Origin of the sequence: Micromonospora sp. CMU55-4 (assembly GCF_011602315.1) — a bacterium.
Taxonomy (GTDB): domain Bacteria; phylum Actinomycetota; class Actinomycetes; order Mycobacteriales; family Micromonosporaceae; genus Micromonospora; species Micromonospora chalcea.
Genome location: NZ_JAAOLH010000006.1, coordinates 51053 through 63844 on the forward strand (window position 1 = coordinate 51053; position 12792 = coordinate 63844).

Annotated in this window: 12 protein-coding genes; 7 read left to right on the forward strand and 5 right to left on the reverse strand. The window is 74.4% G+C overall.

Annotated features, from left to right (window positions below; translation table 11 throughout):
• Positions 1–96 precede the first annotated feature (96 nt).
• Positions 97–489: a DUF2267 domain-containing protein gene (locus HA073_RS12715; protein WP_043324646.1), complete on the reverse strand. Its 393-nt coding sequence runs from the start codon at positions 487–489 to the stop codon at positions 97–99.
• A 149-nt stretch (positions 490–638) separates the two neighbouring features.
• Here HA073_RS12715 and HA073_RS12720 point away from each other — a divergent pair, with 149 nt between their 5' ends.
• Both HA073_RS12720 and HA073_RS12725 read left to right on the forward strand, forming a co-directional pair.
• The gene (locus HA073_RS12720; protein WP_166456457.1) at positions 639–2753 is read left to right on the forward strand and encodes a molybdopterin-dependent oxidoreductase; all 2115 of its coding nucleotides are present in this window, start codon (positions 639–641) and stop codon (positions 2751–2753) included.
• Positions 2754–2848: 95 nt separating this feature from the next.
• Positions 2849–3535 carry a CBS domain-containing protein gene (locus HA073_RS12725; protein ID WP_064446192.1) on the forward strand — a complete coding sequence of 229 codons (687 nt, stop codon included), beginning with the start codon at positions 2849–2851 and terminating at the stop codon, positions 3533–3535.
• Positions 3536–3576: 41 nt separating this feature from the next.
• On the opposite strand, the gene HA073_RS12730 is transcribed toward HA073_RS12725, so the two are convergent.
• From HA073_RS12730 to HA073_RS12740, 3 genes are read right to left on the reverse strand one after another with little or no spacing between them, the layout of a single operon-like run.
• Positions 3577–4914 carry a hypothetical protein gene (locus tag HA073_RS12730; RefSeq protein WP_166456458.1) on the reverse strand — a complete coding sequence of 446 codons (1338 nt, stop codon included), beginning with the start codon at positions 4912–4914 and terminating at the stop codon, positions 3577–3579.
• Positions 4911–5729, reverse strand: coding sequence for a sugar phosphate isomerase/epimerase family protein (locus HA073_RS12735; protein WP_166456459.1), 819 nt, complete (start codon positions 5727–5729; stop codon positions 4911–4913). The genes HA073_RS12730 and HA073_RS12735 overlap by 4 nt, the downstream gene beginning before the upstream one ends.
• Entirely contained in the window at positions 5729–6766 is a 1038-nt protein-coding gene (locus tag HA073_RS12740) for a zinc-binding dehydrogenase (RefSeq protein ID WP_166456460.1), read from the reverse strand. The genes HA073_RS12735 and HA073_RS12740 overlap by 1 nt, the downstream gene beginning before the upstream one ends.
• A gap of 121 nt (positions 6767–6887) precedes the next feature.
• Here HA073_RS12740 and HA073_RS12745 point away from each other — a divergent pair, with 121 nt between their 5' ends.
• From HA073_RS12745 to HA073_RS12765, 5 genes are read left to right on the forward strand one after another with little or no spacing between them, the layout of a single operon-like run.
• Entirely contained in the window at positions 6888–8279 is a 1392-nt protein-coding gene (locus tag HA073_RS12745) for an ABC transporter substrate-binding protein (RefSeq protein ID WP_166456461.1), read from the forward strand.
• Positions 8276–9235, forward strand: coding sequence for a carbohydrate ABC transporter permease (locus HA073_RS12750; protein WP_064446196.1), 960 nt, complete (start codon positions 8276–8278; stop codon positions 9233–9235). The genes HA073_RS12745 and HA073_RS12750 overlap by 4 nt, the downstream gene beginning before the upstream one ends.
• Positions 9235–10101, forward strand: a complete 867-nt coding sequence (locus HA073_RS12755) for a carbohydrate ABC transporter permease (RefSeq protein WP_043330209.1) — start codon at positions 9235–9237, stop codon at positions 10099–10101. The genes HA073_RS12750 and HA073_RS12755 overlap by 1 nt, the downstream gene beginning before the upstream one ends.
• Before the next feature lie 22 nt (positions 10102–10123).
• Positions 10124–10729, forward strand: a complete 606-nt coding sequence (locus HA073_RS12760; RefSeq protein ID WP_069088186.1) for a phosphoesterase PA-phosphatase — start codon at positions 10124–10126, stop codon at positions 10727–10729.
• Between the two features lie 32 nt (positions 10730–10761).
• Positions 10762–11367, forward strand: coding sequence for a bifunctional 2-polyprenyl-6-hydroxyphenol methylase/3-demethylubiquinol 3-O-methyltransferase UbiG (locus HA073_RS12765; RefSeq protein WP_043324656.1), 606 nt, complete (start codon positions 10762–10764; stop codon positions 11365–11367).
• Between the two features lie 22 nt (positions 11368–11389).
• Here the strand turns inward: HA073_RS12765 and eccB are convergent, their stop codons facing one another.
• Positions 11390–12772: a type VII secretion protein EccB gene (gene eccB / locus HA073_RS12770; RefSeq protein WP_166456462.1), complete on the reverse strand. Its 1383-nt coding sequence runs from the start codon at positions 12770–12772 to the stop codon at positions 11390–11392.
• Between the last annotated feature and the right edge of the window lie 20 nt (positions 12773–12792).

The following is a 12792-nucleotide window of genomic DNA, read 5'->3' on the forward strand; positions in this document are numbered from 1 at the left end:
GACGAGTTATTTTACGGTGAAAATACTTTCTGGCAGTCGAATCTTCGTCGGAGCGGCCCCGGTGCCGCAGCTCAACCCGGATCGCGGGGAGCCTGCTCAGACATCGTAGGGTGGCCGCGGGATCGGGTCCACCATCGCGTCGAAGCCCTTCGGAAGCTGCGCGACGAGGTCCTGGAACTCCCCCACCGTCACCGTGTCGCGCAGCGTGGCGAGCACCGCCACCGCGCCCACCTCGGCGACCGCCGGATCCACCGCCGCACGCTCGGCCACCCGGTACAGGAAGTCCACCGCGCCGCCGGTCACGGCGATCCCACCCGGCTCCAGATAGCCGCCGACGTCGTCCGGCAACTGCGCCGCCAGGTCGGCCGTCTCGTCCGCGGTGACCCGCTCGGCGAGGGTCTGCAACACCGCCCGGGAGATGGTCGCGGCCTCGTCGGACGGCAACTCGGACCGCCGCGCCACCGCCTCGACGAACAGGGGGAACCGCATCCCACCCCTCCCCTCGCCGCCGGCGGGCACCACGCCCGCACCGGTCGGCCCCGGCGGGTACCCGCCTCCACCCCGGCCAAACGCCCCCGACCCGCGGCCGGTCACCACGAGTGGCTGCCGCACCACGAACCGGGAGTAACATCCGGCCCATGGCCCCCGTCACCACCCACCCCGGCGCCTGCCCGCTGGACTGCCCCGACACCTGCGTCTGGCAGCTCACCGTCTCCGACGGCGTCGCGGTCGGGCTGCGCGGCGACCGTGACCACCCGTTCACCAGGGGCGCGCTCTGCGGCAAGGTGAACCGCTACCTGGACGCGGTGAACGGGCCGGACCGGCTCACCACGCCCTGGGTCCGCACCGGCCCGAAGGGCGCGGGACGGGTCGCGTACCGGCCGGCGAGCTGGGACGAGGCAGTCGAGCGGGTGGCCGCCGGACTGCGCGCGAGCATCGAACTCCACGGCCCGGAGTCGGTGCTGCCCTACTACTTCGCCGGCACGATGGGCCTGGTCCAGGGCTGGACCATGGGGCCCCGGCTCTTCGCCCACCTGGGCGCGTCCCGGCTGGACACCACCATCTGCACGGCGGCGGCGCGGGCGGCGCTGCGCTCACTGTACGGCGCCTCGGTCGGCTTCGAACCGGAGTCGATCGTCGAGGCGGAGCTGATCGTCCTCTGGGGCGCCAACCCGCTGGTGACCAACCTGCACCTGTGGCCGTTCGTGCAGCAGGCCCGCGAGCGCGGCGCGTACGTGGTGACGATCGACCCGCTGCGCACCGACACGGCGGCCCGCAGCGACGAGCACGTCGCGCCGCTACCCGGCACCGACGCGGCGCTCGCGCTCGGGCTGATGCGCCACGTCCGCGACGCCGGGGCGGCCGACGAGGCGTGGCTGGCCGCGCACACCACCGGCTGGCCGGAACTGGCCGCCCGGCTCGACGACTGGCCGGTGGAGCGGGCCGCCGCCGAGTGCGGCCTGCCGCCCGAGGTGGTACGCCGCCTCGGCGAGCGGATCGCCACCACCCGGCCCACCGCGATCCGCGTCGGGCTGGGCCTGCAACGGCACCACGGCGCCGGGCAGGCGATCCGCGCCATCTGCGCGTTGCCGCTGGTCACCGGCGACTTCCGGTACCCCGGCGGCGGGGCGCTGGTGACCACCAGCGGCCACCACCGCATCGACAACGGTCCGGTGATCCGGCCCGCCGGCATGCCGGCCCCACCGGCCCGGACGCTGAACATGAGCCGGCTGGCCACCGTGCTCACCGGGGAGGCCGACCCGCCGGTCACCTCGCTCGTGGTGTTCAACGCCAACCCGGCGGCGACCGCGCCGGACCAGGCCCGGCTGCTGGCCGGGCTGGGCCGCGCCGACCTGTTCACAGTGGTGCTGGAGCAGCGCTGGACCGACACCTGCGACTACGCCGACGTGGTGCTCCCGGCGACCATGCAGCCCGAGCACCTGGACCTGCAGACGTCCTACGGGCACCACTACACGACGTTGAACCTGCCGGTCACCCGCGCGCCGGGCGAGGCGCTGCCGAACACCGAGATCTTCCGGCGGATCGCCGCCGCGCTGGGCGTGGACCATCCGGCGTTCTCGGACAGCGACGAGGACCTGGCCCGGCAGTTGCTGGCCGGCGCGCCGATCACGTTCGAGGAACTGCGCGAACGCACGTACGCCCGGCTCACCGGCGTGCCGGTCGGGTCCGCGCCGTACGCCGCTGGCGGGTTCCCCACGCCGGACGGCCGGGCCCGGCTGCACGACCCGGCGCTCGCCGCGCTCGGGGTGGACCCGCTGCCCGGGTACACGCCACCGGCCGAGGCGGCCGACCCGGAACTGGCCCGCCGGTTCCCGCTGACGCTGCTCACCCCGGCCAACCGCTACCTGATGAACTCCACGTTCGCCTCGCTGCCCTGGCACACCCGCCGGGCCGGGCCGCCGCGGCTGCACCTGCACCCGGCCGACGCGGCGGCGCGCGGGCTCGCCGACGGCGACGCGGTGCGCGTGCACAACGACCGGGGCGCGTTCCTCGCCGCGGTCGCGGTGGACGAGGCGACCCGGCCGGGGTGCGCGTTCACGTACAAGGCGTACTGGGCGCGGCGCAGCCCGGGGCGTTCCACCGTCAACGCGGTCACCGGCGTCCGCGACACCGACCTGGGCGAGGCGCCGACGTTCCACGACTGCCGGGTGGCGGTCGAGCCGGTGCCGGCCGCCCTGCTGACCGCCGAGCCGCCCCTGGACGAGGTCGCCGAGCCGGTAGCGGCTGGGTGATTCGGGACCTCCGGCCCCCTGACCTGGTCATTGCGCCCCTGCTCCTCCCCCGTCGCCGCGGCCTAGCGTCGGGGGCGGACACAGGGAGGTTCGCCATGCGTACGTGGCAGGTGCAGGACGTGATGACCAGGGACGTGGCGTCGGTACGGGAGGGCACGGCGTACCGGGAGATCGTCGACGTGCTGACCGACCGGCACGTCACGGCGGCGCCGGTGGTGGACGAGACCCGGCGGGTGCTCGGCGTGGTGTCCGAGGCGGACCTGATGTACAAGGTGGAGCTGCTGGGGCAGCCCCGGGAGCGGCGGATCCTGCCCGACCGGCACCGCCGCGAGGCGCAGGCGAAGGCCGGTGCGACGCTCGCCGCCGACCTGATGACCGCTCCGCCGGTCACGATCACGCCGGACGCCACGATCGTGGAGGCGGCCCGGCTGATGGACACGCGCGGCGTGAAGCGGCTGCCGGTGGTCGACGACCTCGGCCGCCTGGTCGGCATCGTCACCCGCGGTGACCTGCTCAAGGTGCACCTGCGCCCGGACGCCGGCATCCGGCGCGACGTGGTCGAGGAGGTGCTGTGGCGCAGCCTCGGCGTCCGCGACGGAGTGGTCGACGTGACGGTGCAGCGGGGTGTGGTGACGCTGACCGGGCAGGTGGAGCGACGCTCCACGGCGCAGCTCGCGGTGCGGCTGGCCCGGCAGGTCAGCGGCGTGGTCGAGGTGGTCGACGCGCTCGGCTACGCGATCGACGACGCCCCGATGGCGGCCCTGCGCGTCGGCGTCGCCTGAGCCTGGCCGGCCCGCGTCGGTCCACCCGGCGCCCACCGGGGTCACTCCTGGGCGAGCGCGTCCAGCACCAGCGCGGCGGTCCAGCTGAACGCCGGTGAACCCAGTCCGGCGCCGGTGTCCGGGTGGAAGTACTCGTGGCAGCCGGCCCGGTCGACCAGGTCGAGCAGCGACTCGCGCAGCCCGGCGGCCAGGTCGGCCCGTCGGTGGGTACGCAGACCCTGCCAGAGCAGCCAGCCGGTGTTGATCCAGCTCGGCCCGCGCCAGTAGCGCAGCGGCTCGAAGTCCGGGGCGGTGCGGTCGTACGTGGGCAGCGGCCGGTCCATCCGGGCGGCCAGCCCGAAACGCGGCGAGCACGCCTCGGCCAGCACCGCCGACACCTGCGCGGCGGGCAGCTCGGGCAGCGCCAGCGGCATCAGCCCGAGCACGGTACGGGCCGGCACGAGCCGGTCGGCGCGCACGTCGCGGGGACGGAACGTGCCGGTGACCGGGTCCCAGAGCCGGGTGACGATCGCCTCGGTGATCCGGGCCCCCCGGTCCCGGTGCGGCCCCGGGTCGGCGCCGATCACCGAGGCGATGCGCGCGAGGGCGTACTCGGAGACGCCGAGCGCGGCGTTCACCAGCGGGCACTCCACCAGGAACGGGTGCCGCCCGAGCAGCCCCTCGTCCCGGTAGCGGCCGGCCCGGTACGACTCCACCAGCGCGACGTAGCGCGCGTAGTCCAGGTCGGTGGGGCGCTGCGCCGCGTCGGCGTGCGCGGTGTCGTGCCGGCGGTACGCGCGCATCACCGCCTCGTCGGCGGGCACCGCGGCCAGCGGCGCGTCCCAGGCGGGGCTGTTGTCCAGTCCGGACTCCCACGGGTGCACGATCGCGGCCAGCCCGCCGCCGCCCGCGTCGCGCCGCCCGGTCAGGTAGCGCTGCTGCGCGACGAGCCTCGGGTAGAGCCGGCGCAGCGCGGCCACCGACGCCTCGGAGGAGGCGCGGCGGTGCACCAGCCAGGCGGCCGGGGCGTGCACCGGCGGCTGGACGATGCCGGAGGTGGCGCGGGCCGGGGCGCCGTCGGCGCGGGCCGAGTCCCAGAACTGGGGCCCGGGGAAGTACGGCCCGGCACGGGAGGCGGGGTTGAACACGATGTGCGGCACCCGCCCGTCGATCCACTGCGCGGCGAACAGCGTCCGCAGCTCCCGCCAGGCCCGGTCGGGGCGGACGTGTGCCAGGCCGATCGCGATGAACGCCGAGTCCCAGCTCCACTGGTGCGGGTAGAGCGTGCGGGAGGGCACCGTGTGGTCGTGTTCCCAGTTGGCGTCCAGGGTGGCCAGCGCGAGGCGGCGCAGCCGGGCGTGACGGTCGGCGTCGGCGCGTACCCCGGTGGTCAGCGTCATGCGGCGGCCCGCCGGGGACGGGCCTGGGCCAGCGCGGTGGCGGCCTGGCGCAGCGCGGCGACCGGCTCGCCGCGCAGCCGGCACTCCAGCGCGAGCCAGCCGGTGTAGCCGATCGCGTCCAGCGTGGCCAGCAGCGCCGCCCAGTCGAGGTGCCCCGCGCCGGGCTGGTGCCGGTTGGAGTCGCTGACCTGCACGTGCCCGAGGTACGGCGCGGCGGCGCGCAGCGCGGCGTTCGGGTCGTCCTCCTCGATGTTCATGTGGTACGTGTCGGCGGCCACCCGCAGCGCCGGTGACCCGACCGCGCGGCACAGCTCGACGGCCTGGTCGAGTCGGTTGACCATGTGGTCCTCGTACCGGTTGAGCGGTTCCAGGAACACGGTGACCCCTTCGGCGCGGGCGTGCCCGGCCAGCTCGCCCAGGGCGTCGACGAGCACCCGCCGGTCGTCGTCGGCCGAGCGTGGTGGTTCGAACGGGGGCAGCCGGCGGGAGAACATGCCCCACGCGGCCGGCGTCATCGCGCCGACGCCGCCCAGCTCGGCGATCACCGAGAGCTGCGAGCGCAGGTTGTCCACCGCGTCGCGGGAGCGGCCCGGGTCGAAGTCGCCGACGAAGTGGTCCATCTCGACGCAGACGGTCGGCATGACCACGCCGGCGGCGCGGGCGCGGCGCAGCTCCGGCAGCCGCCCGGCCAGCGCGAGGTCACCCCGGCCGCGCAGCTCGATGCCCTGGTAGCCGAGGGAGACGGCGAGGGCGTACTTCCCGATCAGGTCGGCGCCGGGGAGCAACTGCTCCTGGCAGGCGAGCGGAATGTCCATCAGAACCTCAGCACCACTTGGAGGACGTCACCGTCACCGCGGTCGAGCAACGCCAGGGCGTCGGCCACCGCGCCCGCGTCGACGACGTGGCTCACCAGCGGCAGCGGGTCGACGCTGCCCTCGGCCACCAGGTCCATGAACGTGTCCGCGATCCGGGTCCCGGACCACCGGCCGGCCGTGCCGGGCGCCGGGTCCGGCCCGGAGACCTGGGCGGCCACCAGCTGGATCCGGTTGTGGTGGAACTCCTCGCCGAGTTCCAGCCCGTGGGCGTACCCCTGGTAGAAGCCGGCCGCGACGACGCGGCCGGCGTGGGCGGTGGCCCGGATCGCCTCGTGCAGCGCCGGGTACGACCCGGACAGCTCCAGGCACACGTCGGCGCCCCGGCCGCCGGTGTCGGCGCGCAGCGCGGCGGCGGGCGACTCGGCGGCGGCGTCGACCGTCCGGCGGGCGCCGAGCCCGGTGGCGTGCGCGAGCCGCCCGGGCATCCGGTCGACGGCGACCACGCGGGCGCCGGAGAGCACCGCGAGGCGCGTGCCGAGCAGCCCGATCACGCCCTGCCCGAAGACGCCCACCCAGTCGCCCAGGTGCAGGTCACCGGCGAGCACCGCGGTCAGCGCGATGGCGCCGGGGCGGGCGAAGACGGCGGCGAGCGGGTCGATGCCGGGCGGCAGCGGATGCGCCGCCGCCGCGGGCAGCACCGCTTCGGCGCGGTGCCCCCAGATGCCCCAGACGAGCTGGCCCGGCCGCCGCCCGGCGACGTCGGGGGCGACCTCGACGATCTCGCCGACCTCCTCGTAACCGAAACCCACCACCGGGTACGCGGACCCGGCCTGGCGGGGCACGAACATGCGGGCGCCGGCGTCCCAGTCCTTGCGCAGTCGCGGGTTGCTGCCCCGGTAGAGCGTCAGCTCGGTGCCGGCGGAGATGCCCGAGTAGTGGGTGCGGACGCGGACCTGGCCCGGACCGAGCCGGTCCGCGGGGCAGGGCTCCAGGCGTACGTGCCGGGGCCCGGCCAGAGAGACAACCCAGTTGCTCATGGCGTCGCTCCGAAGAAAGTGCCGACCTCGATTCTAACCCAAAAAATGGGCATATGTGATTACATAGACGAATCGATGGGTATTAGCGGCAGGCCGTACTCTTTCGAGAGGAGTGCCACCGATGTCATCACCCTCCACACGGCGGCTCGCAATCAGCCTGATCCTGGCACTGGCCGGGACCGGCGTGGCCGCATGCAGCGACGACGGGCAGAAATCCGACAGTTCCCGGATCACCGTCTGGAGCCTGGAAGACGTGGCGGACCGGGTCGCCGCCGCCAAGGCGATCATCGCCGACTACACCGCGAAGACCGGCGTCAAGGTCAACCTGGTCACCGTCAACGAGGACCAGTTCCCGTCCCTGATCGCCTCCAGCGCCGCCGCCGGCGACCTGCCCGACGTGGTCGGCTCGGTCTCGCTCGCCGGGGTGCGCACGCTGTCCGCCAACGAGCTGGTGGACGCCGACGCCAACGGCGCCGTCGTCGAGCGGCTCGGCCGGGACACGTTCACCCCGCGCGCGCTGGAACTCACCAGCGACGGCGGCACGCAGCTCGCCGTACCGAGCGATGGGTGGGGCCAGCTGCTCGTCTACCGCAAGGACCTGTTCGACGCCGCCGGCCTGCCGGCGCCCGACACGTACGAGAGGATCGCCGCCGCCGCGGCGAAGCTGAACACCGGCGGCGTCGCCGGCATCACCGCGGCGACCGCCCCCGGTGACGTGTTCACCCAGCAGACGTTCGAGCACCTGGCGCTGGCGAACAACTGCCGGCTCACCGACGACTCCGGCAAGGTCGTTCTCGACTCCCCCGAGTGCGTCGAGGCGTTCCGCTTCTACGGCGACCTGATGCGCAACAACTCGGTGAAGGGCGCCCAGGACGTCGACACCACCCGGGCCACCTACTTCGCCGGCAAGGCGGCCATGCTGATCTGGTCGCCGTTCATCCTCGACGAGCTGGCCGGGCTGCGCGCCGACGCCCGTCCCACCTGCCCGCAGTGCCAGTCCGACCCGGCGTGGCTGGCCAAGAACAGCGGGTTCGTCACCGCGATCAAGGGCCCGAACGGCACCGAGCCCGCCCAGTACGGCGAGGTCAGCTCCTGGTCGGTACTCGACGGCGCGGCCGACCCGGCGAAGTCGTTCGTGGAGTACATGCTCTCCGACGGCTACCCGCGCTGGTTCGGCATGTCCCCCGAGGGGCGCTTCCCGGTGCGCACCGGCACGCCGGAGGACAAGCAGAAGTTCCGCACCGCCTGGAACACCAGCCCGGCCGGCGTGGACACCAAGAAGCCACTGTCCGAGGTCTACGGCGGGGACGTGCTCGCCACGCTGCGGCGCAGCCCCGACACGTTCCAGCGCTGGGGCCTGACCGAGAACCAGGGCAAGCTCGTCGGCGCCATCCTGGGTGAACTACCAGTGCCCAAGGCGCTCGCCGACGTCGTCGGCGGCAAGTCCGACGCCCGCGCCGCCGCCGAACGCGCCCGCAAGGACGTCGAGGCGATAGCCAAGGGCGTCAATTGACCACCACCGCGCCGGAGGCCGGCCGCTCCCCCGCCCCGGAGCGGTCCCGCCGACCCGGCCGGCGCCCGCTGACGCTGCGCCGCCGCGAGTCCCGCGCCGGGCTCGCGCTGGTCGCCCCGACCCTGCTCGTCGTGCTCGCGGTGATCGGCATACCCATCGTCTGGACGGTGGTGCTGGCCTTCCAGCGGGTACGCCTGGCGACGCTGCGCAAGACCGGCCTGTTCGGCGAGCTGACGCTGGACAACATCGACCGGGTGCTGCACACCCCCGGGTTCGCCGACACGCTCTGGACCACAGTGCTCTACAGCGTCGGCGGCACCGCCGGCTCGATAGTGGTGGGCCTGGTGGCGGCGCTGGCCGTACGCGGGCCGTTCCGGGGCCGCACGCTGGTACGCGCGTCGATGCTGCTGCCGTACGTGGCGCCGGTGGTCGCCATGACGTTCGTCTGGCAGGTGATGCTGGACCCGCAGCTCGGCATCGTCAACGACTGGGGCAAGCGCTTCCTCGGCTGGGATCAGCCGGTGCCGTTCCTGTCGCAGGAGTCCACCGCGCTGTGGACGGTGATCGCGTTCGAGGCGTGGCGCTACTTCCCGTTCGCGTTCCTGTTCCTGCTCGCGCGGCTCCAGGCGGTGCCCGGTGAGCTGGAGGAGGCCGCCCGGGTCGACGGCGCCACACCCACGCAGCGGTTCCGGCACATCCTGCTGCCGCAGCTCATGCCGGTGATCGCGCTGATCGGCGTGCTCCGTTTCATCATGACGTTCAACAAGTTCGACGACGTCTACCTGCTCACCGGCGGCTCGGCCGGCACCGAGGTGGTGAGCGTCCGCGTCTACCAGTTCCTCACCGCCCGCACCGACATCGGCGCGGCCGCCGCCCAGGCCGTCGTGCTCGCCGTGGTGCTGCTCGTGTTCGTGGCGATCTACCTGCGCTTCTTCGGCGCGCGACGGGAGGCGTGATGGACCGGGACCGGATCGAGACGGTCAGCCTGCGCTGGCTGCGCCGGCTGGTGATCGCCGGGTTCCTGGTGGTCACGCTGCTGCCGTTCTGGTACATGCTGGTGCTGTCGGTACGCCCGATCGAACGCCTGCTGCTCGACCCCGGCTCGCTGTGGGTGCCGTTCGGCGAGCTGACCGTCGCCACGTACGCGGAGGTGCTGAAGTCCGTCTCCGACGGCGGCCAGGGCTTCCTCACGTTCATCCGCAACAGCGGCCTGGTGGCGCTCGCCGCCACCGCGCTCACCCTGGTGATCGCCATTCCCGGCGCGTACGCGGTGTCCCGCCTGCGGTTCTTCGGCCGACGCCAGGTCAGCGCGCTGTTCCTGGCGGTCTACCTGTTCCCGTCGATAGTCATCGCGATCCCGCTGTTCGTGGTCTTCACCCGGGCCGGGCTGCGCGGGTCGCTGACCGGCCTGGTGCTCGTCTACATCTCGCAGACCCTGCCGGTGTCGGTCTACATGCTGAAGAACTACTTCGAGACCATCCCGGTCAGCCTCGAGGAGTCGGCGGCGATCGACGGCGCCGGCCGGCTCGGCATCATCCGCCGGGTCAGCCTGCCGCTCGCCGCGCCGTCGGTGATGGCCGTCGCGCTGTACGACTTCATGATCGCCTGGAACGAGTACCTGTTCGCGCTGCTGTTCCTGGTCGATCGACCCGACCGGTGGACCGTGTCGCTGGGGCTGTCGCTGCTCGCCGACGGCGTGGAGGTGCCCAAGACCGTGCTGATGGCCGGCTCGGTCATCCTCACGCTGCCGATCGTGGTGCTGTTCTTCGCCGGGGAGCGAATGCTCACCGAGGGACTCACCAGCGGGGCCGAGAAGGGCTGAGCGTCCGTGCCAGGATGATCGGGTGCGAGCATCACGGGAGGACCGACCGGCCGGCACCCGACTGGCCCGGCTGCTCACCGAGGCGCTCGCCCCGACCGTCCTGGTCACCGCGCTGCCGCTGATCGCCGCCGCCCGGGTCAGCCGCTCGGCGGGCCAGTTCCTGCTCTGGGGCGGCATCGCGCTCACGTTCTGCGCCGTCATCCCGATCGGCGTGCTCGTCCACGGCGTACGCCGGGGGCGGCTCACCGACCGGCACGTCGGCGACCGCACCCAGCGGGCCCGGCCGCTGTCGATCGGGCTGGCCTCGGTCGCGGCCGGGTTGCTGCTGCTGGCGGCGGTCCGCGCGCCCGCCGAACTGTTCGCCGTGATCGTGGTGGTCTTCGTGGTCGGCGCGGCGTGCGCGCTGGTGAACCACTGGTGGAAGCTGAGCATCCACGCGGCGGTCGCCGCCGCCACCGTCGCCGTGCTGGTGCCGCTGGCCGGGCCGGCGGCGAACCTCGGCTGGGCGCTCGTCGCGGCGGTCGGCTGGTCCCGGGTACGGCTGGTCGACCACACCTGGCCGCAGGTGCTGGCCGGCGTCGCGCTCGGCGGACCGCTGGCCGCCGGCACGTTCCTGGCGCTCGCCTGACCCGCCGCCACAAGATCAGCTACGGTGGCCTCATGGGCAAGCCGACCCGCTGGGTGACCGACACGAAGCCCGGCCACTCGCAGTGGTACGTGGACCGCTTCCGCCAGCTCGCCGCCGAGGGCGCCGACCTGTCCGGTGAGGCGCGGCTGCTCGACGCGCTCGTACCGCCGGGCGCGCGCGTGCTGGACGCCGGCTGCGGCACCGGCCGGGTCGCCGCCGCGCTCGCCGCACGCGGGCACGACGCCGTCGGCGTGGACGCCGACCCGACACTCGTCGAGGCGGCCCGCGCCGACCACCCCGGCCCCCGCTTCCTGGTCGCCGACCTGGCCGAGCTGGACCTGGCCGCGCAGGGTGAGGCCGAGCCGTTCGACGCCGCCGTGCTCGCCGGCAACGTGATGGTCTTCGTCGCCCCCGGCACCGAACGCGACGTGCTGGCCCGCGTCGCCGCCCACGTGCGCCCGGACGGCCTGGTGGTGGTCGGTTTCGCCACCGACCGCGGCTACCCGGTCGGCGACCTGGACGCCGACGCGGTGGCCGCCGGGCTGCGCCCCGAGCACCGTTTCGCCACCTGGGACCTGCGCCCCTGGCGCGACGACGCCGACTTCGCGGTGAGCGTGCTGCGCCGCCCCGCCGACTGACCCTTCTCCTGCCGACCAGGGCTCAGGCGGGTGCGGCGACGGTGCGGGCGGCCTCCGGGTCGAGCGGGCTGCCCGCCGGCAGGAGGTCCACCAGGCCCGCCGGCAGCCGCGCCGGACGCACCCCGGCGTAGCCGAGCATGCCCGGCACGTCCGCGCCGGTCAGCGCGTACCGCCGCCCCAGGTCGGTGACCACGCAGACCGTGCCGCCGGTCGCGCCCGGCGCGGACACCGCCTCCACCAGCGCGCCGCGCCCCGGCTCCACCACCACCTCGTCGGCGAGCCCGGCCCGGCCGCCGGGCGTCCGCGTGGCGGCGGCGAGGTCCGGCGCGGTGACGCCGACGCGGATCTCGCGTACGCCGGCGTCGTCCCCGGCCAGCGCGCAGATCGCACCGTTCTCGGCGGCGGCCAGCCGGGGCGGTACGGCGGGCGGCGCGGTCGGCCCGCCGGGCACCAGACCGGGCAGCTTCGGCAGCGCGGCGAACCGGCCGAGCGTGATCGGTTCGGGCTCCCCCTGGCCGGTGCGGGCCAGCAGCAGCGCCGCCTGCAACTCGGTGATGCCGGCCAGCCCGCCGCGCTGCGCCACCGCGTACTGCCGCCCGCCACCGGAGTTGCGCACCAGGTACACGTCACCCACGCTCGCGCCGGTGACCCGCTCGGACGGCTCACCGAGGTCACCGACCGGTGGCGGGACCAGGTCGGCACCGGCCGGCAGCGTGTTGAGCAGCGCCGCCGCGACCGGCACCGCCCGTTCCCGCGTGGCGGCCAGCGCGGCGAGCACCCGGTCGGTGTCGCGCAGCAGGTAGCGCCGGTCGTGCCAGAGCAGGTGCAGGCCGCCGTCCGGGTGCCGTGCCAGCAGCCCCTGGTCGCCGAGCGCCCGGCCGCCGGTGGCCTGCCGCCCGATCAGCAGCACCGACCGGGCCGCGCCGCGCCCGGTCTCGCCCTCATCCGTGGAGCAGAGCGTCCACGCGTCGCGGACGAGCCGGTTCGGCGCGGGCAGCGAGTCCGGCGCGTCGGCGATGCCCAGCGGCAGACCGCGCGGCACCCCCTCGATGGCACGGCGGCCGACCAGCACCGTCTTCGGCTGCTCCGCCCCGATGATCAGCAGCGCGGAGGCGTAGTTCAACACCGGGTGCAGCTTCTCGTCGCGGTAGACGAACCGTGCGCCCGACTCCTTCTCCACGATCACCGCGCCGGTCTCGCGCCACGAGTCACCGCCGCCGGTGAACAGGCCGTAGAGGGCGACGCCGCCGAGCGCGATCGCGGCGACCAGGACGCTGGCCAGACCGGCGCCGGCCAGCCGGCGGAACGGGGACTGCGGCGGGTCCGTCTCCCGCATGACGAGCGCGGCGACCGCCCGCTGGACGGTGAACTGGTACGAGTGCAGCTGGTCCTGCCGCGACGCCATCGTGTCCCTTCCCGCCGGGA